General features: G+C 65.2%; 24 protein-coding genes. 14 read left to right on the top strand and 10 right to left on the bottom strand.

The features are described 5' to 3' along the window. The 4 genes from E4L98_RS12475 to E4L98_RS12460 form a co-directional block, all read left to right on the top strand. A partial coding sequence (locus E4L98_RS12475) for a response regulator (RefSeq protein WP_135201879.1) occupies positions 1 to 1,249 on the top strand: 1,249 nt, incomplete at its 5' end. Positions 1,250 to 1,252: 3 nt separating this feature from the next. Then, positions 1,253 to 2,071 carry a CheR family methyltransferase gene (locus E4L98_RS12470; RefSeq protein ID WP_135201878.1) on the top strand — a complete coding sequence of 273 codons (819 nt, stop codon included), beginning with the start codon at positions 1,253 to 1,255 and terminating at the stop codon, positions 2,069 to 2,071. Positions 2,072 to 2,073: 2 nt separating this feature from the next. Beyond that, the gene (locus tag E4L98_RS12465) at positions 2,074 to 2,676 is read left to right on the top strand and encodes a chemotaxis protein CheB (protein ID WP_135201877.1); all 603 of its coding nucleotides are present in this window, start codon (positions 2,074 to 2,076) and stop codon (positions 2,674 to 2,676) included. Continuing rightward, entirely contained in the window at positions 2,676 to 3,875 is a 1,200-nt protein-coding gene (locus E4L98_RS12460; RefSeq protein WP_135201876.1) for a hybrid sensor histidine kinase/response regulator, read from the top strand. Before E4L98_RS12465 ends, E4L98_RS12460 begins: the two co-directional genes overlap by 1 nt. Here the strand turns inward: E4L98_RS12460 and E4L98_RS12455 are convergent, their stop codons facing one another. The 5 genes from E4L98_RS12455 to E4L98_RS12435 form a co-directional block, all read right to left on the bottom strand. After that, positions 3,876 to 4,265 (bottom strand): EF-hand domain-containing protein, encoded by a 390-nt coding sequence (locus E4L98_RS12455; RefSeq protein ID WP_229257376.1) that lies wholly within the window; start codon positions 4,263 to 4,265, stop codon positions 3,876 to 3,878. A 150-nt stretch (positions 4,266 to 4,415) separates the two neighbouring features. Continuing rightward, positions 4,416 to 4,892 (bottom strand): nucleoside deaminase, encoded by a 477-nt coding sequence (locus tag E4L98_RS12450; RefSeq protein ID WP_135201874.1) that lies wholly within the window; start codon positions 4,890 to 4,892, stop codon positions 4,416 to 4,418. A 158-nt stretch (positions 4,893 to 5,050) separates the two neighbouring features. Continuing rightward, positions 5,051 to 6,127 (bottom strand): BMP family ABC transporter substrate-binding protein, encoded by a 1,077-nt coding sequence (locus E4L98_RS12445; protein WP_135201873.1) that lies wholly within the window; start codon positions 6,125 to 6,127, stop codon positions 5,051 to 5,053. Positions 6,128 to 6,151: 24 nt separating this feature from the next. Beyond that, entirely contained in the window at positions 6,152 to 7,003 is an 852-nt protein-coding gene (locus E4L98_RS12440) for an outer envelope protein (protein WP_135201872.1), read from the bottom strand. A 119-nt stretch (positions 7,004 to 7,122) separates the two neighbouring features. Continuing rightward, positions 7,123 to 7,836, bottom strand: coding sequence for a GntR family transcriptional regulator (locus E4L98_RS12435; RefSeq protein ID WP_135201871.1), 714 nt, complete (start codon positions 7,834 to 7,836; stop codon positions 7,123 to 7,125). 249 nt (positions 7,837 to 8,085) lie between these two features. Here E4L98_RS12435 and E4L98_RS12430 point away from each other — a divergent pair, with 249 nt between their 5' ends. The 5 genes from E4L98_RS12430 (at position 8,086) to E4L98_RS12410 (ending at position 13,742) form a co-directional block, all read left to right on the top strand. Further along, a complete protein-coding gene (locus tag E4L98_RS12430) occupies positions 8,086 to 9,630 on the top strand; it encodes an ABC transporter ATP-binding protein (RefSeq protein ID WP_135201870.1) in 1,545 nt (514 codons plus the stop codon). Next, on the top strand, positions 9,617 to 10,693 hold the full coding sequence (locus E4L98_RS12425; RefSeq protein WP_167761322.1) for an ABC transporter permease: 1,077 nt from the start codon (positions 9,617 to 9,619) through the stop codon (positions 10,691 to 10,693). Before E4L98_RS12430 ends, E4L98_RS12425 begins: the two co-directional genes overlap by 14 nt. After that, complete coding sequence (locus E4L98_RS12420; RefSeq protein ID WP_135201869.1) at positions 10,690 to 11,616, top strand: ABC transporter permease; 927 nt, start codon at positions 10,690 to 10,692, stop codon at positions 11,614 to 11,616. The genes E4L98_RS12425 and E4L98_RS12420 overlap by 4 nt, the downstream gene beginning before the upstream one ends. A 137-nt stretch (positions 11,617 to 11,753) precedes the next feature. Further along, complete coding sequence (locus E4L98_RS12415; RefSeq protein ID WP_135201868.1) at positions 11,754 to 13,394, top strand: methyl-accepting chemotaxis protein; 1,641 nt, start codon at positions 11,754 to 11,756, stop codon at positions 13,392 to 13,394. 30 nt (positions 13,395 to 13,424) lie between these two features. Next, positions 13,425 to 13,742, top strand: a complete 318-nt coding sequence (locus tag E4L98_RS12410; RefSeq protein WP_135201867.1) for a 2Fe-2S iron-sulfur cluster-binding protein — start codon at positions 13,425 to 13,427, stop codon at positions 13,740 to 13,742. Between the two features lie 48 nt (positions 13,743 to 13,790). Here the strand turns inward: E4L98_RS12410 and E4L98_RS12405 are convergent, their stop codons facing one another. Next, positions 13,791 to 14,693 (bottom strand): AraC family transcriptional regulator, encoded by a 903-nt coding sequence (locus E4L98_RS12405; RefSeq protein ID WP_135201866.1) that lies wholly within the window; start codon positions 14,691 to 14,693, stop codon positions 13,791 to 13,793. Between the two features lie 112 nt (positions 14,694 to 14,805). Here E4L98_RS12405 and E4L98_RS12400 point away from each other — a divergent pair, with 112 nt between their 5' ends. Further along, entirely contained in the window at positions 14,806 to 15,342 is a 537-nt protein-coding gene (locus E4L98_RS12400; protein WP_135201865.1) for a carboxymuconolactone decarboxylase family protein, read from the top strand. Here the strand turns inward: E4L98_RS12400 and E4L98_RS12395 are convergent. Then, positions 15,339 to 15,656: a hypothetical protein gene (locus tag E4L98_RS12395; RefSeq protein ID WP_135201864.1), complete on the bottom strand. Its 318-nt coding sequence runs from the start codon at positions 15,654 to 15,656 to the stop codon at positions 15,339 to 15,341. The two genes, E4L98_RS12400 and E4L98_RS12395, sit on opposite strands and share 4 nt — an antisense overlap. Positions 15,657 to 15,739: 83 nt before the next feature. On the opposite strand from E4L98_RS12395, the gene E4L98_RS12390 reads away from it, so the two are divergent. Continuing rightward, complete coding sequence (locus E4L98_RS12390) at positions 15,740 to 16,009, top strand: MoaD/ThiS family protein (protein WP_135201863.1); 270 nt, start codon at positions 15,740 to 15,742, stop codon at positions 16,007 to 16,009. Position 16,010: 1 nt separating this feature from the next. Then, positions 16,011 to 17,102, top strand: a complete 1,092-nt coding sequence (locus E4L98_RS12385; RefSeq protein ID WP_135201862.1) for a WD40/YVTN/BNR-like repeat-containing protein — start codon at positions 16,011 to 16,013, stop codon at positions 17,100 to 17,102. Here the strand turns inward: E4L98_RS12385 and E4L98_RS12380 are convergent. Next, positions 17,099 to 17,704: a TetR/AcrR family transcriptional regulator gene (locus E4L98_RS12380; RefSeq protein WP_135201861.1), complete on the bottom strand. Its 606-nt coding sequence runs from the start codon at positions 17,702 to 17,704 to the stop codon at positions 17,099 to 17,101. The two genes, E4L98_RS12385 and E4L98_RS12380, sit on opposite strands and share 4 nt — an antisense overlap. A gap of 83 nt (positions 17,705 to 17,787) precedes the next feature. Between E4L98_RS12380 and E4L98_RS12375 the strand changes: the two genes are divergently transcribed. After that, positions 17,788 to 18,858: an MBL fold metallo-hydrolase gene (locus E4L98_RS12375; RefSeq protein WP_135201860.1), complete on the top strand. Its 1,071-nt coding sequence runs from the start codon at positions 17,788 to 17,790 to the stop codon at positions 18,856 to 18,858. On the opposite strand, the gene E4L98_RS12370 is transcribed toward E4L98_RS12375, so the two are convergent. After that, the gene (locus tag E4L98_RS12370; RefSeq protein ID WP_135201859.1) at positions 18,859 to 19,185 is read right to left on the bottom strand and encodes a hypothetical protein; all 327 of its coding nucleotides are present in this window, start codon (positions 19,183 to 19,185) and stop codon (positions 18,859 to 18,861) included. It lies immediately after the preceding gene. 99 nt (positions 19,186 to 19,284) lie between these two features. Then, positions 19,285 to 21,771: a TonB-dependent receptor gene (locus E4L98_RS12365; protein WP_135201858.1), complete on the bottom strand. Its 2,487-nt coding sequence runs from the start codon at positions 21,769 to 21,771 to the stop codon at positions 19,285 to 19,287. Between the two features lie 221 nt (positions 21,772 to 21,992). Between E4L98_RS12365 and E4L98_RS12360 the strand changes: the two genes are divergently transcribed. Further along, positions 21,993 to 23,000, top strand: a complete 1,008-nt coding sequence (locus tag E4L98_RS12360; protein ID WP_135201857.1) for a LacI family DNA-binding transcriptional regulator — start codon at positions 21,993 to 21,995, stop codon at positions 22,998 to 23,000. Positions 23,001 to 23,029: the final 29 nt, after the last annotated feature.

Genomic DNA, 23,029 nt, shown 5'->3' with positions numbered 1-23,029 from the left:
GCCGGCGGCGGTGCGCGCCTTCGACGACGACCGCGTCGCGGTGGCCGCCGCCGGCGCCCAGCGCGGCCGGCTGGTGCTGGTGGTGGAGGACGATGCGCCGTTCGCGCAGATCCTGTACGACCTGGCGCACGAGAAGCAATACCAGTGCCTGGTCGCGTTCGAGGCGGAAGAGGGGCTGGCGCTGGCGCGTGAATACCGCCCGGACGCGGTGCTGCTCGACATCCGCCTGCCGGACCGTTCCGGCCTGTCGGTGCTGCAGCTGCTGAAGGACGATCCGGCCACCCGCCACATCCCGGTGCACGTGGTGTCCGGCGCCGACAACGGCGAGGCGGCGCTGCACCTGGGCGCGATCGGCTACGCGCTCAAGCCGACCACGCGCGAACAGCTGACCGAAGTGTTCCGCCGCATCGAAACCAAGCTGACCCAGAAGATCAAGCGCGTGCTGCTGGTCGAGGACGACGACCGCCAGCGCGACAGCGTGGTGCAGCTGATTTCCGACGCGGACGTGGAAATCGTCGCGGTCGGCAGCGGCCAGGAAGCGCTGGCGCTGCTGCGCACCACCATCTACGACTGCATGATCATCGACCTCAAGTTGCCGGACATGCAGGGCAACGAGCTGCTGCAGCGCATGGCCGGCGAATCGCTGGCGGCGTTCCCGCCGGTGATCGTCTACACCGGCCGCAACCTGTCGCGCGAGGAGGAAGCCGACCTGCACAAGTATTCGCGCTCGATCATCATCAAGGGCGCGCGTTCGCCGGAACGTCTGCTGGACGAGGTGACGCTGTTCCTGCACAAGGTGGAAGCCGACCTGTCCAGCGAGCGCCAGCGCATGCTGAAGACGGTGCGCGCGCGCGACCGCGTGTTCGAAGGCCGCCGCATCCTGCTGGTGGACGACGACGTGCGCAACATCTTCGCCCTGACCAGCGCGCTGGAGCAGAAGGGCGCGCTGGTGGAGGTGGGCCGCAACGGCCACGAGGCGCTGGACAAGCTGGACACCGTGGCCGACATCGACCTGGTGCTGATGGACGTGATGATGCCAGGCATGGACGGGCTGGAAGCCACGCGCCGCATCCGCGCCGACGCCCGCTTCGCGCGCCTGCCGATCATCGCCATCACCGCCAAGGCCATGAAGGACGACCAGGAGCAGTGCCTGGCCGCCGGCGCCAGCGATTACCTGGCCAAGCCGATCGACCTGTCGCGCCTGTACTCGCTGCTGCGCGTATGGATGCCGAACGCGGAACGGAGTTAAGCCATGGTTCACAGCGACACCGAAATCGAGCTGAAGATGCTGATGGAAGCCATCTACATGAAGTACAGCTACGATTTCCGCGACTACACCGGCGCTTCGCAAAAGCGCAGGGTGCTGCACGCGCTGCGCGAAATGGATTGCAGCAGCATCTCGGCGCTGCAGGCCCGCATCATCCACGAGCCGGCCGCGTTCAGCCAGCTGCTGCAATACCTGACGGTGCCGGTGACGTCGATGTTCCGCGATCCGACCTATTACGCCGCGATCCGCGAGCACGTGGTGCCGGTGCTGCGCACCTATCCGTCGCTGAAGATCTGGGTGGCCGGCTGCAGCACCGGCGAGGAAGTGTATTCGATGGCGATCCTGCTCAAGGAAGAGGGATTGTTGGAGCGCAGCATGATCTACGCCACCGACATCAACCCGCAGTCGCTGGAGAAGGCGCGCAAGGGCGTGTTCCCGCTGGACGCCATGCGCGACTACACGCAGAATTATCAGGCGGCCGGCGGCACGCGCAGTTTTTCCGAATACTACACGGCGGCCTACAACGCGGCGCTGTTCGACAGTACGCTGTGCGACAACGTCACCTTCGCCGACCACAGCCTGGCCACCGACGCGGTATTTGCCGAGACCCATCTGATCAGCTGCCGCAACGTGATGATTTACTTTAAGAAAAAATTGCAGGAGCGCGCGCTGGGCTTGTTCCACGAGTCGCTGTGCCATCGCGGCTTCCTCGGGCTGGGCAGCAAGGAAAGCCTGGACTTTTCCGTCTACACCTCGCGCTTCGAGCCGGTCGTCAAGCGCGAGCGCCTGTTCCGCAAGCGCTGATCATGAGCCTGGACCTGCTACCTTCCCTGTTACAGGGCCGCCAGATCGAGGCGGTGATCATCGGCGCCTCGGCCGGCGGCGTCGGCGCGCTGCTGCGCCTGCTGCCGGGCCTGCCGACGCAATACGGGCGCGCGGTGGTGGCGCTGCTGCATCTGCCGGAAAACCGCCAGAGCCAGCTGGCCGAGGTGTTCCGGCCGCGCATGAGCATGCCGGTGCGCGAGGCGGCCGACAAGGAAGCCGTGTCGTCCGGAACGGTGTATTTTGCCGGTTCCGGCTACCATTTGTCGATAGAGACCGACCACAGCTTTTCCCTCAGTTGCGAGGCGCCGCTGCATTTTGCGCGGCCGGCAATTGATTACCTGATGGAATCGGCGGCCGATGCGTACGGCCCGGCGCTGGTGGGCATCCTGCTGACCGGCGCCAACTACGACGGCGCCGCCGGGCTGGCCGCCATCGCCGCGGCCGGCGGCCTGACCGTGGTGCAGGATCCGCGCGAGGCCGAGGTGGCGACCATGCCGCAGGAAGCGATCCGCCGCCGCCAGCCCGATCTGATCCTGACGCTGGACGATATACACACACTGCTGTTGATGCTGGAGAATAACTAATGCAAGACGCATCCCCCACCAAACTGTTGATCGTCGACGATCTGCCGGAAAACCTGCAGGCGCTCAACGCCCTGATCCGCGGGGACGGGCGCGAGGTGTTCCAGGCCGGCTCGGGCGAGGAGGCGCTGGCGCTGTTGTTGCAGCACGATTTCGCCATGGCCTTTCTCGACGTGCAGATGCCTGGCATGGACGGCTTCGAACTGGCCGAGTTGATGCGCGGCACCGAAAAGACGCGCCAGATCCCGATCGTGTTCGTCACGGCGGCCGGCAAGGAACTGAATTATTCGTTCAAGGGCTACGAGGCGGGCGCGGTGGACGTGCTGTACAAGCCGCTCGATCCGCGCGCGGTGAAGGGCAAGGTGCAGGTGTTCGTCGCGCTGTACGAGCAGCGCGAGGCGATGCGGCGCCAGGTCGAGGCGCTGGAGGCGGCGCGCCAGCAGCAGGAAGCGACGCTGTCGGAGCTGAACGCGGCGCAGGCGCAGCTGCAGCGCGCGCTGGCGATGCGCGATGAATTCATGTCCATGGTGTCGCACGAGATGCGCACGCCGCTCAACACGCTGTACCTGGAGACCCAGCTGCGCAAGATGCAGCTGGAACGCGGCAACATGGCGGCGTTCGGGCCGGAGCAGCTGCAGCGCATGGTGGCGCGCGACGACCGCCAGATCCAGAGCATCATCCGCCTGATCGACGACATGCTGGACGTGTCGCGCATCCGCAGCGGCAAGCTGTCCTTGCGGCCGGGCTGGGTGGAGTTGTCCGGCCTGCTGCGGCGCGTGGTGCACGACCTGACGCCGCAGGCCACCACCGCCGGCACCGCCATTTCGCTGGACGCGGCGACGCCGGTCAGCGGCTGGTGGGACGAGTTCCGCATCGAGCAGATCGTGGTCAACCTGCTGACCAATGCGATGCGCTATGGTTGCCAGAATCCGGTGCACGTGTCGCTGACGGTGGCGCCGGACTGGGCGCGCATCGATGTGCGCGATTGCGGTCCCGGCATCGCGCCCGAGCACCAGGAAAAGATCTTCGAGCCGTACGAGCGCGGCGTCGGCACCGACGCGCCGGCGGGGCTGGGCCTGGGCTTGTACATCTCGCGCCAGCTGGCCGAGGTGCACGAAGGCAGCCTGACGCTGCAGAGCAAGCCGGGCGAGGGCTCGGTGTTCAGCCTGACGCTGCCGCGCCGCGACGCGCCGCCGCAGTGATCAGCGCGAGCGCGCTTCCTCGCGGCGCTGGATCAGGTAGGTCTTCAGGTCGTCGAAACTGACGCTGCCGCGCTGGGCGGTGTCGATGTGGTCGAAATTCTTGTCGATGAAGCCGAGGCCGGCGGCGCGCGCCTCGTCGCGGCTCAGCACGCCGTTGCCGTCGAGATCGGCGGCGTCGAAGCGCTTCTTCAGCTTCTGCATGGACTGGTAGCGCAGCAGGATGGGGCCGGAAGCGGCGTCGCGCAGCGCCGGCCGCTGGTAGGGGTCGGCATAAGAAGGTGCATTGCGCGCCAGCACCGGCGCGGCGCCATCGGCGCCCGGCGTCTGGGCGCCGGCTTGCAACATGACCGCTGCAGCGGCCGTCAACACGGCTGATTGCAAAAGCTTCATTGTTGTCTCCCCGCATCTCGAGATGCATGGCTTATGGAGACACTGTGACGCGATTGCCGCAATTAAGCAACCATGTTTGCGCTGCGGCGCGCGCGGTGTCGCCCGGATGCGTCATCCAGGCCCGCAACTTTGTCTGAACGATCACGCCGCTCACTTGTGCCAGAAGCCCTGGTGGGCGACGCGCGCCTCGTCCTCGCGCAGCGGTCCGATCACCTCGGTCGGACGCTGGCCGGCCGCGAACACGGTGCGGCAGGGCAGCGACAGCGTGGGGTTCTCGGGATCGCTGCCGGTCAGCTGCAGCAGGCTGGCTTCCGACATGGCGTACACCACGCGGCCGACGCCGCTCCAGTACGTGCCGCCGGCGCACATGGCGCAGGGCTCGGCGTTGGCGTAGAGTGTGGCGCCGGCCAATTGTGCCGGGCTGTAGCGTTGCGATGCCAGCCGCAGCGCGTTCATCTCCGCGTGCGCGGTGCGGTCGGCGCTGGAGGCGTTCATGGCCTCCGAAATCACGCTGCCGTCGGCCGCCACCACCATGGCGGCGAACGGATGGTGACCTTGGTCGCGCGAGCGCTGCGCCAGGGCCAGCACGCGGGTCAGGAATTCGTGGTCTTGCGGTGTGGCGCTCATCGTAAAACTCCATAATGCAGGTTTTGTTGTTTGAGATAGCCGCGGCAGGCCAGCGACATGCGGTCGCACGCCACCGGGACTTTGGCGCGTGACGCCGGCGGCGATCCCGGTGGGCAGCGCCACCGGGTGCCAGTCGTGGTACACGACCGGGTCCATCATCACTTCGGTATCGTGCCTTCCACGCCCTGCACGTAGAAGTTCATCGACAGCAGATCCTTGACCGGCACCGGCACGCCGGCCGCGTATTTGACGGCGCCCGACTGGTCCTTGATCGGACCGGTGAAAGGCGAGAAGGTGCCGGCCGCCAGCGCCGCCTTCTTCTCCTCGAACGCCTTGGCCGCGTCGGCCGGCACGGCGGCGTTCAGCCTGGACATCTTCACCATGCCTTCCTTCATGCCGCCGCGATACTCGCTGGTTTTCCAGGTGCCGGCCAGCACGGCCTTGGCCGTGTCGATGTAGTAGCCGGACCAGTCGTTGGTGGCGGCGGTCAGGTGGGCCTTGGGCGCGAACCGCGACATGTCCGAATCCCAGCCGAAGGCATACACGCCTTTTTCCTGCGCCACCTGCAGCGTGGCCGGCGAATCGGTGTTCTGCGCCATCACATCCGCGCCTTGCGCCACCAGGGTTTCCGCCGCCTGGCGTTCCTTGGCCGGGTCATACCACGAGTTCACCCAGATCACCTTGGTCTTGATCCTGGGATTCACGCTCTGCGCGCCCAGCGTGTAGGCGTTGATGTTGCGGATCACCTCCGGCACCGGGAAGGAGGCGATGAAGCCCAGCGTGTTCGACTTGGTCATCTTGCCGGCCAGGATGCCGTTCAAATACGCGCCTTCGTACAGGCGCGATTCGTAGGTGCCCATGTTCTTGCCGGTCTTGAAGCCGGTGGCGTGCAGGAAGACGACGCCGGGCGTGCTCCTGGCCACCTTCTCGGTGGCGTTCATGTAGCCGAACGAGGTGGTGAAAATCAGCTTGTTCCCTTCCGCCACCAGCTTGCGGATCACGCGTTCGGCGTCCGCGCCTTCCGGCACGTTTTCGACATAGCTGGTCTTGACCTTGCCGCCCATTTCCTTTTCCAGCGCCAGGCGGGCCTGGTCGTGGGCGTAGGTCCAGCCGGCGTCGCCGACCGGGCCGACGTAGACGAAGCCCACTTTCAGCGGATCTGCTGCAAACGATGGGGCGGCGGCCAGCACGCCGGCTGCGGCCAGGGTGGCCAGTACTTTGCGACGATTCATCATGCGGTTTCCTTTGCGTGGTAGGGATTAGAAGTGGTATTCGGCGCGGACCATCGGCGTGCGCGCGGTGGCGCCGGGCACGGTGCGGTCCGGATTGCCGAATTTGTTTTTCCAGTACTGGTATTCGATGCCGACCTTGAAGGTGTTCTTCGGCGTGCCGAGCGTTTCGCTGATGTCGTACATGATCTGCATGTCGATGTTGGTCTCCGGCGCGGTGCCGCCGCCGAATTCATTGCTGCCCTTGGCGGCGATGAAGTTGGCGTAGCCTTCGAACGACAGCGGGATGCCGAGCGTGAACGGAATGCCCCAGGCGGCAGTCAGCATCGGGTGGGTACGATAGGCGTAGCGCGGCGTGGCCTGGTTGGTGTAGGTGTTGTAGGGCGCGTTCGATTCCCACAGCGCCATCAGGCTGATGTCGAGGAAGCCGGGGACGTCCATCATCAGCGTCGGGCCGGCGACCACCATGCGCTTCTTGGAGTTGTAGCCGGCGTCGGTCTTGCTGTTGAAGTCGAAGCCGACGGTGGCGCCGACGCCGCGCACCGGGCCGAAGGCATAGTTGTTGCCGGTGACTTTCCCCAGGTCCAGCGTGTTGCGGTAGACGACGTAAGCCTCGTGCGCGCCGCTGTTGGAACCGGCCGCCGACGGATCGAGCTCGGACGACATCAGCAGGTCGACGCTGAAGAAGTTCTTGCCGTACTTGTAGCCGGAGACGTGGCTCAGGTTGACGATGTTCTTGGTGATGTCCTGGTCGTTGTACGGTTCGGCGAACCTGGTGCCGTAACGGTAGCTGAGCGAGGTATCGCTCCAGTCGGCCGCCTGCGCGGTACAAGCGGCGGCGATCAGGGCGAGTGCTGCGGTACTGCGGGCGAGACGTGGCATAGGCGAACTCCATCAAGGTCGGGGTTTGAAAGCGCTGCTTTTGTATCCAATTCGTCCAAGCGATTGGATTCAATCTCGTCTACCTCTTTAGCAATAACCGGGCCAATGCGGAACCCTGCTCAAAAACCGGACAGGGCTTCAGCCAGGTTGACCTTCCTGTCCTGCTCAGCCAGGCGCAGGCGTTTTTCGATTTCCAGCAGGTGATGCTCGATCAGGTGCGTGGCTTCCTTGACCTTGCCCTTTTCGATCAGCGTGGCCAGGTCGTCGTGTTCATCGTTCCCGCACATGGCGCTGCCCGGCGTCTCGTACAGGGCGATGATCAGCGAGCAGCGCGACACCAGTTCCGCCATGAAGCGTTGCAGCACGTGGTTGCCGGCCAGTTCCGCCAATAACAGATGAAACTCGCCGCCCAGACGTATCCAGGCGGCGCGGTCGCCGCTGCGCCGCGCCGCGTCTTCCGCCGCAATGGCGGCGCGGATCTGCAGCAGCGACTCCGGCGTCGCATTCTGTATCACCAGCGGCACGATCTCGCGTTCGAGCGCGCGCCGCGCGGCGAAGATTTCGCGCGCTTCCTGCGGCGAGGGTGAGGCGATCACCGCGCCGCGGTTGGGCCGCAGTTCGATGATGTGGTCGTGCGCCAGCCGTTGCAGCGCCTTGCGCACGGTGGTGCGGCTGACCTGATACAGCTCGCAGAAATCCGCCTCGCCCAGGTGGGTGCCGGGCGGCAGACGGTGGCTCATGACGGCGTTGACCACCGCCTTGTAGATGCGCATGTCGATGGCGGTGGTACCGCGCTTGACTGCAGCTTGGTCGGCCTTGCGCTTGTGGGGCATGTTGAACTCCGTGTCAGTGGGGCTGGCTGGGTATTAAGCAGAAAGCGTGCTAACTCGTGTACAAATCTACCGGGTGTATTGTGTACGAAATGACTTTGTTCGTGCTGCCATGCGCACGATTTTGGTGACCCGGCATCCCTCTTTAGTGCAGGCAGCAGGCTAAAACGGCGCGGCGGCGCCACAGGCGCGTGGCATGCTAATTGCGTCTTCCGATGTATCCGATTTGTATACGATGAAGGGAACGGACCGATGACAGAACCGCGCTTGCAGATGCTCGGCATCGCCAAGATCTATCCCTCGGTGGTGGCGAACGCCGACGTCAACCTGACCGTCATGCCGGGCGAGATACACGCCGTGCTGGGCGAGAACGGCGCCGGCAAGAGCACGCTGATGAAGATCATCTACGGCGTGGTGAAACCGGACGAAGGCCAGATCATGTGGGAGGGCCGCCAGGTGCACATCCACTCGCCGCACGATGCGCGCAAGCTGGGCATCGGCATGGTGTTCCAGCACTTCGCCCTGTTCGAGACGCTGACGGTGGCGGAGAACATCGCGCTGGCGCTGGATGAGAAGGCGTCGCCCGCCGCGCTGGCGCCGCGTATCCGCGCCGTCTCCGAGCAGTATGGCCTGCCGCTCGATCCGCAGCGGCTGGTGCACAGCATGTCGGTGGGCGAACGGCAGCGGGTGGAGATCGTGCGCTGCCTGCTGCAGTCGCCGCGGCTGCTGATCATGGACGAGCCGACTTCGGTGCTGACGCCGGACGCGGTGCTCAAGCTGTTCGAATCGCTGCGGCGGCTGGCGGCGGAAGGCGTCAGCATCCTGTACATCAGTCACAAGCTCGACGAAATCCAGACCTTGTGCGACAAGGCCACCGTGCTGCGTGCCGGCCGTGTCTCCGGCACGGCGCTGCCGAAGCAGGAAAGCGCCAAATCGCTGGCCGAGCTGATGATAGGCCGCGAGCTGCCGGTCTGCGTGCAGCAGCCGCGCGAGCCGGGTGAGGCGCTGCTCGCGCTGGACAAACTCAATGTGCCGAGCGACGATCCGTTCGGCACCAGGCTCAAGGATATCTGCCTGACGCTGCGCAGCGGCGAGATCGTCGGCATCGCCGGCATTTCAGGCAACGGCCAGCAGGAGCTGCTGAAGGCCATTTCCGGCGAGCGCACGCTGGGTGCGCGCGAGGGGACCATCAGGCTGGGGCAGCGCGACGTCGGCGCGCTCGACGCGGCGCAACGCCGCCAGCTCGGACTCGGCTTCGTGCCGGAAGAACGGCTGGGACGCGGCGCCGCGCCCGATCTGTCGCTGGCCGATAACGCCCTGCTGACCGGCTACGTGCCGGCGGCGCGGACCGGCATGGTGCGGCGTGGGTTGATACAGCGCGGCGCGGTGCGGGCGTTCGCGCAGCAGGTGATCGAACGCTTCAAGGTCAAGTGCGGCGGCGCGCAGTCGGCGGCGGCGTCGCTCTCGGGCGGCAATCTGCAGAAGTTCATCGTCGGCCGCGAAATCATGCTGGCGCCGAAGGTGATGGTGTTCGCCCAGCCGACATGGGGCGTGGACATCGGCGCCGCCATGCTGATACGTCAGGCCATCATCGACATGCGCGACCAGGGCGTGGCGGTGCTGGTGCTGTCGGAGGAATTGGATGAGCTGTTCATGATGAGCGACCGCATCGCCGTGCTGGCGGACGGCCGCCTGTCGCGCGCGGTGCCGGCGGCCGGCACCAGCATCAACCAGATCGGCGTGTGGATGAGCGGCGATTTCGACTACCAGGGAGTGCCAGAATATGTCCAGGCTTGAACGACGTCCCGAACCCTCGCGCCGCATGATGCTGGCGTCGCCGCTGCTCGCGGCGCTGGCCATGCTGGCTTCCGGCTCGCTGCTGTTCTTCTTTCTGGGGCAGGCACCGCTGCATGCGTTTTACGTCTATTTCATCAAGCCGTGGACCACGCTGTATGGCGTGGGCGAGCTGCTGCTGAAGGCGACGCCGCTGATCCTGTGCGGCGTCGGCCTGGCGATCGGCTTCCGCGCCAACGTCAACAACATCGGCGCCGATGGCCAGCTGACCGTCGGCGCAATCTGCGCCGGCGCGGTGGCGCTGTATTTCGACGAGGTGCAGGCGTGGTGGGTGATGCCGCTGATGCTGCTGGCCGGCGCCTTGGGCGGCATGCTGTGGGCGGCGATACCGGCGCTGCTGCGCACGCGCTTCAACACCAGCGAGATCCTGGTCAGCCTGATGCTGGTGTATACCTCCTACCATCTGCTCAGCTACCTGGTGCACGGCCCGATGCGCGATCCGGCCGGCTACAACTTCCCGCAATCGAAGATGTTCAGCGAATCGGCCACGCTGCCGCTGCTGCTGGAAGGCTTGCGCGTCAACGCCGCCTTCATCCTGTCGCTGATCGCGGCGGCGGCGGCGTGGTTCTTCTGCCGCCATACCTTCGCCGGCTACCGCATGCAGGTCAGCGGCATGGCGCCGGCGGCGGCGCTGTACGCCGGCTTCAGCGAGCCGCGCAACGTGTGGCTGGCGTTCATGGTCAGCGGCGCGCTGGCCGGCATCGCCGGCGTGGGCGAAGTGGCGGGGCCGCTGGGCCAATTGCAGCCGTCGGTGTCGCCGGGCTACGGCTTCGCCGCCATCATCGTCGCATATGTCGGGCGGCTGCATCCGCTGGGCGTGGTGCTGTCGGCCTTGCTGATGTCGCTGCTGTACATCGGCGGCGAGACGGCGCAGATCGAGCTGCAGGCGCCGTCGGCCATCACCGGCATCTTCCAGGGACTGCTGCTGTTCTACCTGCTGGCGGCCGACCTGTTCATCCACTATCGCTTCAAACCGCATAAACGCGCCGTGGGAGTTCCAGCATGATGACGACTGAATTGTTGATCGCTTTCCTGGCCAGCACCGCCGGCGCGGCGACACCGCTGGTGGTGGCGTCGATGGGCGAGCTGGTGACCGAGCGTTCCGGCGTGCTCAATCTGGGCATGGAGGGCATGATGCTGGTCGGCGCGGTGGTCGGCTTCGGCGTCACGCTGGGTAGCGGCAGCATGGTCATCGGCCTGCTGGCGGCGGCGGCGGCCGGCATGGCGATGGCGCTGGTCTTCGGCTTCCTGGCGCTGACGCTGCAGACCAACCAGGTGGCGACCGGACTGGCGCTGACCCTGTTCGGCATCGGCGTGTCGGCCTTCCTCGGGCGCGGCTTCGTCGGCCAGACGGTGCAGCCCATGCCGCACCTGCACTTGCCCGTGCTGTCCGAGCTGCCGTTCATCGGGCCGCTGCTGTTCCGCTTCGACGCGATGGTGTACGCCTCGGTACTGCTGGTGCTGGCGATCGGCTGGATGCTGGCGCGCACGCGGCTCGGGCTGATCATCCGCGCGGTCGGCGAGTCGCCGCACAGCGCGCACGCGATCGGCTTCCCGGTGATCGGTCTGCGTTACGGCACGGTGCTGTTCGGCGGCGCGCTGGCGGGGCTGGGCGGCGCCTATCTGTCGCTGGCACTGACGCCGATGTGGGTGGAAGGCATGACGGCGGGACGCGGCTGGATCGCGCTGGCGCAGGTGGTGTTCGCCACCTGGAAGCCGCGCGGGGTGCTGATCGGCGCCTATCTGTTCGGCGGCGTGACGGTGCTGCAGTTCCACGGCCAGGGCATGGGGCTGGCGATACCGTCCGAGTTCCTGTCGATGCTGCCGTATCTGGCCACCATCGTGGTGCTGGTAATCATCTGCCGCAACCCGCAGACAATCTTGTTGAACAAACCAATGTCGCTGGGGCAGAACTTCAAACCTGACTGACTTCCCTGTTGTAATTTGGGGCGTTGCGACAATTGGTGAATTTTCCGCATGGAAAATTAGCTATTGTTGAGCGTGGCGCCCCCCAAACCCCGGTTCGCCTCCCTACTTATCCCCAACAACAAGTATAGGAGCCTGCCATGCGCGTTAATACGCCGGTCACATCGAACGAGTATCTGATGGAGGATGGCCGCACCATCGTCTCCAGCACCGACTTACAGGGCAACATCAATTACGCCAATCCGTACTTCATCGAAGTCAGCGGCTTTACCGAGGAAGAGCTGATCGGCGCGCCGCAAAATATCGTGCGGCATCCCGACATGCCGGCCGAGGCGTTTGCCGACCTGTGGGCCACCATCCGCAGCGGCATGCCGTGGACCGGGCTGGTGAAGAATCGCTGCAAGAACGGCGATTTCTACTGGGTGCTGGCGAACGTCACGCCGGTCATCGAGAACGGCAAGCCGGTGGGCTATCTGTCGGTGCGCACCAAGCCGTCGCGCCAGCAGGTGCGCGAGGCCGATGCGCTTTACCGCGAAATCAAGGGCGGCAATCCGCGCCGCCTGCGCATCGTCAATGGCCGGGCGATATCGACCGGGCTGGCGGCGCGGCTGCGGGAAACGATGCGCATGTCGCTGGCCACGCAAATCGCCGCCGCCACCAGCCTGCTGGTGGGCGTGCTGGCGCTGCTGTCGATCATGCTGCTGGCGATGGACGACGCCACGGCCGTCAAGGCGCACGGCTGGCTGGGCGCGGCCGCCGTGGCGGCGATGCTGGGCATGCTGGCCTTCGGCCGCAGCCTGTATGCGAATGTGGCGCTGCCGCTGCGCCAGGCGACACGCTGCGCGCGCATGATGGCGGGCGGCGACCTGACCGCGTCGATCGACGTGCGGCGCGACGACGAAGTGGGCCAGTTGCTGGCGGCGCTGCGGCAGACCAATATCAACCTGCACAGCATCATCGGCGACGTGCGCGCCAACTTCGACGAGATCTCGGTGGCCACCGGCGAAATCGCCGACGGCAATATGGATCTGTCGGGGCGCACCGAATCGCAGGCCTCCAGCCTGCAGCAGACCGCGTCCAGCATGGAGCAGCTGACGGCCACGGTACAGCAGAGCGCCACCAGCGTGGCCAGCGCCAACGAACTGGCCGAACGCGCGCGCGAGGTGGCGACGCAGGGCGGCAGCATCGTGTCGCAGGTGGTGTCCACCATGGGCGACATCAGCACCTCGTCCAACAAGATCCTGGACATCATCGGCCTGATCGACGGCATCGCCTTCCAGACCAACATCCTGGCGCTGAACGCGGCGGTGGAGGCGGCGCGCGCCGGCGAGCAGGGACGCGGCTTCGCGGTGGTGGCCAGCGAGGTGCGCGGCCTGGCCCAGCGTTCGGCCACGGCCGCCAAGGAAATCAAGGAACTGATCGACAACTCCCTCGAGAAGGTGCAGGCCGGCACCGCGCTGACCAACAGCGCCGGCGTCACCATGAACGAAGTGATCGAATCGGTGTGCCGGGTGTCGAAAGTGATGGGCGAGATTTCCGACTCCACGCGCGAGCAGAGTTGCGGCATCGGCCAGGTCAACGACGCCGTGATCAAGATCGACGACATCACGCAGCAGAACGCCGCGCTGGTGGAGCAGGCGGCGGCGGCGGCCGGCAACCTGGCGCAGCAGACGCGCTGTGTGTCACAGGCGATGGCGGTGTTCAAGCTGCAGCAGGCCGGCCATCAGCCGCCGCGGCGTGCTGCGCCCGGCGCCAAACCGCGGCTGCAGCTGCAGGCTTGATATGATGGCGCTTTCGACAGGAAGGCGCGCATGGCATACACGGTGACACTGGCAGGGCAGGGCTGGACCTTCGTCACGGATGCGCCGGCGACGGTACTGGAATCGGCCGAACGGGCCGGCATCCGCCTGCCGAGCTCGTGCCGCAACGGCACCTGCCGCACCTGCATCTGCCTGTCGACCAGCGGCGCGGTGCGCTACAAGACCGACTGGCCGGGCCTGAGCCTCGACGAAAAGCGCGAAGGCTACATCCTGCCCTGCGTGGCCATCGCCGAGTCCGACCTCACCATCGAAGCCCCGGCCGCCAACTCCGGGGTCAGGTCTTCCATTGCGTCACGAGCCCAGCCGTAGCGTTCACTACGGCTGGGCTCGTGACGCAATGGAAGACCTGACCCCGGATTAGGCCTCGCGGCGGCGGTAGGCGCCGGGGCCGACGCCGTATTGGCGCTTGAAGGCGCGGTTGAAGGCGGCTTCGGATTGGTAACCGACCGCTTCGCCGACCAGACCGGCCTGCCGGCCCTCGTCCAGCAGGCGCGCGGCGCGCGCCATGCGCAGCTGGGTCAGGACGTCGGCCGGGGTGGCGTCGGCCGCCTGCTTGAACAGGCGCGCGAAGGTGGCGCGCGACATGTGGCTGAGCTCGGCCAGTTCTTCCAGGGTCCATGGCTTTTCCGGCGCGGTCAGCATGCTGTTCAGCGCGGCCTGCAGGCGCCGTTCGGCCAGCACGCCGAACAGCCCGGGAATCGACAGCGCCTGTTCCAGCCAGGTGCGGATCAGCAGCGCGAACAAGGCCGAGGCCAGCTGGCGCACGATGGCTTCCGAGCCGCCACGCGGCGCTTCCGCTTCGGCCTGCAGCATGTCGATCAGTTGGCGCAGGCTGCGTGCGTCGGGCCAGTTGGTGCACACCACCACCACCGGCGGCAGCGCCGCCAGCAGGCCGGCGCTGCCGTCTTCATCGAAGCGGAATTCGCCGCACAGAATGTCGGTCTGCGGCCCGTCGCCCTCGTTGCGGACATTGCGCAGCAGGCCGGGCTCGGCGGTCTCCTGGCTGACCCGCGCGGGATCGCCGATGTGCAAACGGTGCTTGCTGCCGTGCGGGAAGACGATGATGTCGCCCGCCTTCAGCAGCCGCTGGTCGACGCCCGGGCCGTCGGCCAGCGCTTCGCCGCGCACGATCAGATGGTAGGGGGCGACGCCGGTCGGCGTGCCGTCATGGTCGAGCACCCAGGGCGCGCCGAAGCGGCAGCGCACGTCCAGCGCGGTGCGCACCGGGTACAGGGAGAGCAAATGGCTGAGCGTATCCATAATTTTCCGTTGAGACGATAAAGCAAATTGTAGAGCATTTCAGGCATTCAGGATCGCAAGGCCAAGGCATACACTGTTTCCATACCAAATCACTTTTGAAAGGAAACACATCATGTCCCGTCTGTTCAACCAACCCGTCTCGCAAGCTACCGGCCAGGCTGCCCAACTGTTCACCGCCATCAAGGGCGCGATCGGCAAAGTGCCGAATGCCTACGCTGCCATCGGCAACAACAGCCCGCTGGCGCTGGAAGCCGCCCTGAACCTGGATGCGGCGCTGAAAAAATCCAGCATCAGCGGCAAGGAAATCGAGGTGATCAAGCTGGCCGTCAGCCAGGATGCGCAGTGCGATTACTGCCTGGCCGCGCACACGCTGATGGGCGGCATGGCCGGCCTGAGCGCCGACGCGATCAAGAACGTCCGTCACGGTAATCCGACAGGCGACGCCCGCACCGATGCGCTGGCGACCTTTGTCCACACCGTGGTGACCACCAGCGGCGACGTGCCGGCCGAGGTGGTGCAGGCGGTGAAAGACGCCGGCTACACCGATGCGCAGATCGTCGACACCCTGCTGGCGATCGCGTCGATCACCTTCACCAACCTGTTCAACCGGGTGAATGTGACCGATATCGATTTCCCGCGCGCCGCCTAACCGGCCTGGCCGCCTCCCTTGCGGAGGCGGTCCAGCAAGGCTTCCGTGGTATCGCTGAGCGGCACGCCGTGCCGTCTCAGCAGTTGTACATTGAGGACCAGGTTTTCCAGCACCAGCTTGGCGGCGACGGCCAGCATGGTCAGCTGGCGGTCTTCCTCGCTGAAATTGTCCATCGCGTCGGCCATCTCGCACAGGTGGTTGGCGATCAGGCCGCGCAGTTCGTGTTCGTCGAACGGCAGGTCGGCGAAATCGATGGGGTCTTCCTGTTCCACTTCCTGCATCAAAACTTCCAGTTGTTGCGGTGTGATCGACATGCAGGGCTCCGGTCATTGAGGCGTTTTCATTTTAGCGCTATCGGAATAGAATCGGTGGCAGAGCCAATTCGATAAGAACAACGATGGCGCAACTGATTTTTACCCAACAATTGGGGCGCTTCATGACCGTGCCGCAGGTGGAGACCCGGGCCGACGATCTGCGCAGCGCCCTCGATGCCTGTTTCGCCGTGCATACGCGCTTGCGCGGCTACGTGCTCGACGAGCAGGGACACCTGCGCGAGAACGTCGTGATCTTCATCGACGGCCAGCGGGCCCGCGATCCGCGCCGGCTCGACGATGCGCTCCGGCCCGAATCCCAAGTCTATATTCTGCAAGCTCTGTCAGGAGGCTGATATGTCCGACCGCGCCTATATCGCGACCCGCAAGGGGTTGTTCGAGCTCTACCGTACCCATGAGGCGTGGTTGTTCGACCGCCAGCATTTCCTCGGCGATCCGGTGTCGATGGTGTTGCCGGACCGGCGCGACGGCAGCGTGTACGCGGCGCTGCATCTCGGCCATTTCGGCGCCAAGCTGCACCGGCGCGACCCCGGCAGCGCCGAGTGGACCGAGATCGCCACGCCGGCGTTTCCGCCCAAGCCGGCCGACAGCAGCGATCCGGTCGAATGGAAGGTGCGGCAGATCTGGAGCCTGGCGGCCGGCGGACCCGACCAGCCGGGCGTGCTGTGGGCCGGCACGCTGCCGGGCGGGCTGTTCCGCTCCGACGACCGCGGCGACAGCTGGCGGCTGGTCGACGCGCTGTGGAACGTGCCGGAGCGCGCGCAATGGATGGGCGGCGGCTACGAGGTGCCCGGCATCCACAGCATCTGCGTCGATCCGCGCGACAGCGATTCGCTGATCGTCGGCGTGTCCTGCGGCGGCGCCTGGCTGACGAACGACGGCGGCGCCAGCTGGTCGCTGCGCGCCAAGGGCATGAACGCGGCGTATATGCCGCCCGAGCTGGCCGGCGAACAGGCGGTGCAGGATCCGCACTGCATCGTGCGCTGCGCGGCCGAGCCGGACAAGCTGTGGTGCCAGCATCACAACGGCATCTGGCGCAGCGTCGACAATGGCGCCAGCTGGACTGAGATCCGGCCGGCCGCGCCGGTGTCGAATTTCGGCTTCGTCACCGCGGTGCACCCGCACGACGGCGAGACGGCCTGGTTTGTGCCGGCCGAGGCCGACAGCAAGCGCATCCCGCCGCGCGCCGGCCTGGCGGTGACGCGCACTACCGACGGCGGCCGGCATTTCACCGCCTGGCGCGGCGGCTTGCCGCAGCAGCACTGTTACGATCTGATCTATCGCCATGGCCTGGCGGTCAGCGCGGACGGCCAGCTTCTGCTGATGGGCTCGACCACCGGCAATGCCTGGGTGTCGGAAGACGCCGGCGGCCAGTGGCAGCCGCTGTCGGCGCACCTGCCGCCGATTTATGCGGTGAGTTTCGCCTAGCCGGCGTAGGCCAGGAACATCTCGACGGTCGTTCCCACCACTTTTTCCTGCATGGCCGGGTCCAGCGGCGGCTGGCCCATGGTCACCTGCGGCCAGAACGCGAAAGTCTTCAGCGCCCCCTGCAACAGCTGCGAGGCGATCACCGGATCGGCCTTGAGCAGCTTGCCGTCCGCCTGCACCGCGCGCAGCCAGGTGGTGACGGCTTCTTCCTTCACGTTCAGCCGCGCCACCATTTCCTGCGCCCGCTCGGGCGAATGGATGGCTTCAGCGATGGCCACGCGCGCCAGGTCGAGGAAGTAATCGTCGCGCAGTAAATCCATTTTGCGTTTCATCACGTCCAGCAGCTGCTGGCGCAGCGGCAGGGCCGGGTCGTAGGGCGGCGGCGCCATCGCGGCGGAACTATTCCATAACTCATGCAATATTTGAGCGAAGAGTTCGTCTTTACTGGGGAAATGGTTGTAAACGGTGCGTTTGGAGACGCCGGCCGTGGCGGCGATCTTGTCCATGCTGGTGGCTTCGAAGCCGCTGGCGCGGAACTCGGCAATGGCGGCATCAATGATGGCCTGGCGCTTGCGGTCGGTGAGTTTGAGGGGCGCGTTCATGCTTATATTTTACACCGGCTAGTTTACTTTTCCAAAAAATAGAACTACACTGTGTAGTGTACATTTTTGATTGGAGTCCCAACATGACTTATCCATCTGTCATCGCCGATAGCGCCCTCGATGGGCTTGACGGGCTGTCCGTGCCGAGCGCGCCGCGCACGCGTGACGGCCGTTTCCGCAATCCGGTGAAGATGCACAAGATGGGCTTCCTCAAGACGCTGGGCATCATGCTGCGCTTTGCCTTCGACAAGCCGAAGGACACCGTGCCCAGCGTCGCCATTCCCGTTCACGCGATCACGCAGCAGCAGTTAATGGATGCTCCGGATCGCAGCCTGTTCCGCCTCGGCCACTCGACCGTGCTGCTGAAGCTGAACGGTCACTTCTGGCTGACCGATCCGGTGTTTTCCGAGCGCGCGTCGCCGGTGCAGTGGGCCGGGCCGCAGCGTTTCCACCAGCCGCCGATCAGCATCGACGAGCTGCCGCCGATCAAGGGCATCATCCTGTCGCACGACCATTACGACCACCTGGACAAGGCGGCGGTGTTGAAGCTGGCGGAGAAGACCGAGCATTTCATCACGCCGCTGGGCGTGGGCGACCGCCTGGTCGCCTGGGGCATCCCGAAGAAAAAGGTGCAGCAACTGAGCTGGTGGCAGATGACCTTGGTCGCCGGCCTCAAGCTGGTGGCCACGCCGGCCCAGCATTTCTCGGGCCGCGGCCTGGGCGACCGCAACAAGACGCTGTGGGCCTCGTTCGTGATCGAAGACCGCGGCACGCGGATTTTCTTCAGCGGCGACAGCGGCTATTTCGATGGTTTCAAGGAGATCGGCCGGCGTTACGGCCCCTTCGATCTGACGATGGTGGAGACCGGCGCATACGATCCGCAGTGGCCCGATGTGCATATGCAGCCGGAAGAGTCGTTGCAGGCGCACCTCGATTTGAACGGCAAGGTGCTGCTGCCGATCCACAACGGCACCTTCGATTTGTCGCTGCATGCCTGGCATGATCCGTTCGACCGCATCACTCAACTGGCGGTCGAGCGTCGCCGGCCGATCGCCACGCCGGAAATCGGCCAGCGGCTGGATATCCGCCAGCCGCTGGCGACCGAAAAATGGTGGGAGCCGCTGGCGCAGCGGGAAAAGCTCGCCACCGCCTGATCAGGCGGTCACGTTGATGAACTTGCCGAGGGCCTGGCCCAGGGTATTCACCTGCGGCCGGGATGCCGGCAGCTGCTGCGCCGGGCGTGACGGTTTTTCGATGGCACGGTCCAGATTGATGCTGGGCGTGGACGCTTGTTGCGCCGCGCTGGCCTGATTGCTCTCGCGCTCGGTGTCGCTCAGCCGCTGCCTTTCCTGCGCCAGCTGGTTGCGGCTGGCGTCCAGCCTGGCCGCGTCCTGCGCCACCCGAGTCTGTCCCTGTTGCACCTGCCTTTCAGCCTGGGCAACCGAAGCTTGCAGTGCATTGACGGACAAAAACGTGGCCATATCTTCCCCCAGGTCGCGAATTCATTTATTGTAGATTAGACCACAAAGATAAAAAAGGCAAGGCCGACCGCGCCTTGCCTGCGAGAGGGTAGGGGACGTTTAGAAGCGGTACAGCAGCGACGCTTCCCAGGTGCGGCCGAACAGCGGACGGGCGTTGATCGGACCGACATTGCCGGTGGTCAGACGCGAGTTGCCTTCGGTCAGGCCCAGCTCGTTGTTCAGGTTGGTGCCGGCCAGGCGCACTTCGATTTTTTCACCGAGCTCGAACAGCACGCCGGCGTCGAAGGTGTGGTACGCCGGCAAGTATTGCTGGTTCAACTGGTCCGCCCAGCGCGAGCCGATCGAGGTGTAGGTGCCGTACAGCTTGGCCGAATTGCCCTCGCCGAACGGGATGCGGTAGGTCGGGGTGAAGCGGAACTGCAGCTTCGGCTGGCGCTGCACGGTCTTGCCGGCGGTGTCAGGATTGTCCTTGTACTCGGACTTCTGGTAATCGCCGGTCAGCGCCAGTTGCAGGTTGTCGATCGGACGCACGGCCAGTTCGAATTCCAGACCATTGCCCTTGGAGCCGCTGATGCGGTGCAGCTCGCTGCCGTCGGTCAGGATCTGCGTGAAGGCGATGCCGTCGAAATCGGTGTGGAAGGCGTTGATGTAGGCGGTGTACAGCTGCGTCGCGGTCTTGAAGCCGACTTCATACTGGCTGACCTTCGGCGTCGGCAGGATGCCGTGGTTGTTCACGTCGGCCTGGTTGCCCACGCCGCGCATGTCATCAAACGAGATGAAGGTATGGCCACGGTTGGCGCGCACGAACACCGAGGAGTTCTTGCCCAGCTTGTAGTTGCCGCCGACGGTGAAGGAATTCGCGCTGTCGGTGCGGCTCAGGTAGGTGTTGCTGCCGTTCGGCATCGAGGTGCCGTTGTTGTAGACGGTCAGGATGTTGTTGTCGGTGTCGGCCGACGTCAGGTTGGAGATCGTGCCGCTGATCTTTTGCTGTTCATGGCGCACGCCGAAATCGACCTTGATCTTGTCGTTGACCTGCCAGTCGTCCGAAATGAAGCCGGCCGTGTTGCGGCCGTCATACGAAGCCACCGGCGCGTAATTGATGTTGCCGTCGGTGCCGTTCTTCGACACGATCACGCCGTTGTTGAGGGTGACGTTGATCAGGCTGGCCTGCGGCTGGGCCGTCATCAGGTGGCTGTTGCCCAGATACCAGACGTCGTGCGAAGAGTAGTCGGCGAAGTAGCCGCCCACGGTGACCGTGTGGCCGCCGCCCAGGTCCTTGCTGACGCGCAGTTCGTCGGTGAAGGAGCGCAGCTGCTTTTCGACCGCCCACAGACCGGCCTGCACCACCTGCTGGTTGCCGTCGACCGCGCCGCCATGCACGAACGAGGCGGTGCCCGCGGTGGCCACGCCGCCGGCCGCGGCGACCACCGCCGCATTGCCGTTGGCCGCGGCGATGGCGTTCTTGAGGTAGTCATTCATCGACAAGGGGTTGTTACCGGTGAACATGGCGACGGTATTCAGGTCGCCATCGAAGCGGTTGAACTTGTTCGAGATGGACCAGTCGCCGACCTTCTGGTCGAAGTCGGCGCCGAACACGGTGGCTTTCAGGCCACGGCCGTCGGCCAGGTCCTTGGTCAAGGTCTTGCCCGGTCCCGCCTCGATGGTGAAGTTGCGCATTTCGCCGCTCATCAGGGTGCCGGTCAGCGGGTCGAAGCCGGGGAAGGCGCTGATGGTGCGGCCGTTGTTGCTGGAGATCAGCGGAACGCCGGTGTAGAAGGCGTTCTTGTCGTCGGTGTTGCGGGCATAGATGGTCAGCTTGCCCTGGTCCAGCTTGCGGGTCAGGGTGGCGGTGATCTGGTGGCCGTCGTCGGCCGGGAAGCCGGCGTCGCGCACGCCGTCGGTCTTGCGGTAGAAGCCGCCCACCGAGCCGTACCAGCCATCGCTGATCTTGCCGCCGTAGTACATGTCGACGCGGCGCAGGCTGCCGGTGCCGGTAGTGAAGCGCACCGTGCCTTCCGGCGTGTCCGTGCCTTCCTTGAGGATGAAGTTCATGGTGGCGCCGGGCTGGCCGTTGGACCAGATGGTCGACGGGCCGCCGCGCAGCACTTCCACGCGCTCGACGGTGTCGTCCAGGCGGAACGCCGACGAGCCTTCAAAGAACGACAGGGTCGGCGGCGGGTAGATCGGGTTGCCCATCAGCTGCACCGAAACGAAGGGCGAATCGCTGCCCGACGGGAAGCCGCGCACTTCGATGTTGGCGCCCGACTGGCCGCCGGTCGATTCGGCGTACACGCCCGGGACGATTTTCATGATGTCGGCGGTGCTGCTCGGCGCGGCCTGTTTCAGCTGTTCTTCGTTGGCGGTGGTGATCGAGAAGGCCGAATCGACCTTGCGCACGCCGCGCGCCGAAGCGACGCCGGTGACGACCACTTGCTGGATTTCCTTGGCAACTTCCTGGGTCGGCGCCGCTTGCGCGCTGGTGTCGCCGGCGGCGGCCGGTTCGGTGGTCTGGGCCTGGGCGGCGGTCTGGTTGAGCAGAGTCAGGACTGCGGCCGCAATGGCCGATGGCAGGAACGGGTTTTTCATCGTGTCTGGGCTTTCTTATTAGGATACTTCGTCTCCTGGACGGCAGTCGCCAGCGTGGCAGCCTCCATCCCCATCTTCATGCATAAATGTGAAGATTAGCCATTGAAACAAGAAATGTTATCGATGTCAATTGAAATGTTATCGATGTCATTTTCCGCGACAAATTTCAAAATTCTGTCATAATGCGTGCGCCGACCCTGATTTTTACCTTTAGAACAACGATGCCCGCGAATAAGAATGCAGCCCGCAAAAGCGACACGGCGCTGACGATGGAAGACCTGGCCAAGCTGGCCGGCGTCTCGAAAATCACCGTGTCGCGGGCCTTGCGCGACAGTCCGCTGGTGACGGTGGAGACGCGGGAAAAGATCCGGGCGCTGGCCGAGCAGCAGGGCTACCGTCTCAACGTCAGCGCGCGCAATCTGCGCATGGGACGCAGTTATTCGGTGGCGGTTGTGGTGGAAATGACACCTGTGCGCGGCCGGCCGATGTCCGATCCGTATCCGCTGGAGCTGCTGGGCGGCATCACGCAGGAACTGACCACGGCCGGCTACAGCGTGGTGCTGACCTCCAAGCAGCTGATGAACACGGCGCCGGTGATGGGCGCCGACGGCCTGATCCTGCTGGGCCAGGGTTCGCACAGCGAGGCTGTGCACGCTTTACAACAAACCGGCATGCCGCTGGTGGTCTGGGGCGCGCCGGAAGCGGACACCGACTACATCGTGGTCGGCTCCGACAACCGGAAGGGCGGCATCAGCGCCGCTGAACGGTTTATCGCGCAGGGCCGCCAGAAGCTGGTGTTCCTCGGCGACGTCGATCACGCCGAGGTGCAGGAACGCTGCGCCGGCTTCATCGACGCGATGGGGGGACGGGCGACGGTGCACATCATCCGGCCCAAGGCATTCACCTTCGAGGCCGGCTTCGACAGCATTTCGTCGCTGCTGAGGAAGAAGGGCGCGCCGTTCGACGGCGTGTTTGCCGCCAGTGACTTGCTGGCCATGGGCGCGATCCGCGCGCTGGCCGAGAAGAATTTGCGGGTGCCGGAGAATGTCTCCGTCATCGGCTATGACGATACGCCCGGCGCGGCCAGTTTCGTGCCGCCGCTGACCAGCGTGCACCAGTATCTGCGCGATGGCGGCGTGTTGTTGGCCAAGAAGATGTTGGGCCTGATCGAGGGCCACCCGGTCGCTTCCGAAATGCTGCCGACCACGCTGATGGTACGCCAGACCTAGTTTTTCCCGAAATACGCTAAAAACCCGAT

The sequence above is a fragment of the Duganella callida genome (assembly GCF_004614165.1).
GTDB classification, from domain to species: Bacteria; Pseudomonadota; Gammaproteobacteria; order Burkholderiales; family Burkholderiaceae_D; genus Rugamonas; species Rugamonas callida.
Note: the sequence above shows the minus strand (reverse complement) of the source record. Positions and strands in the feature narration are given on the sequence as shown.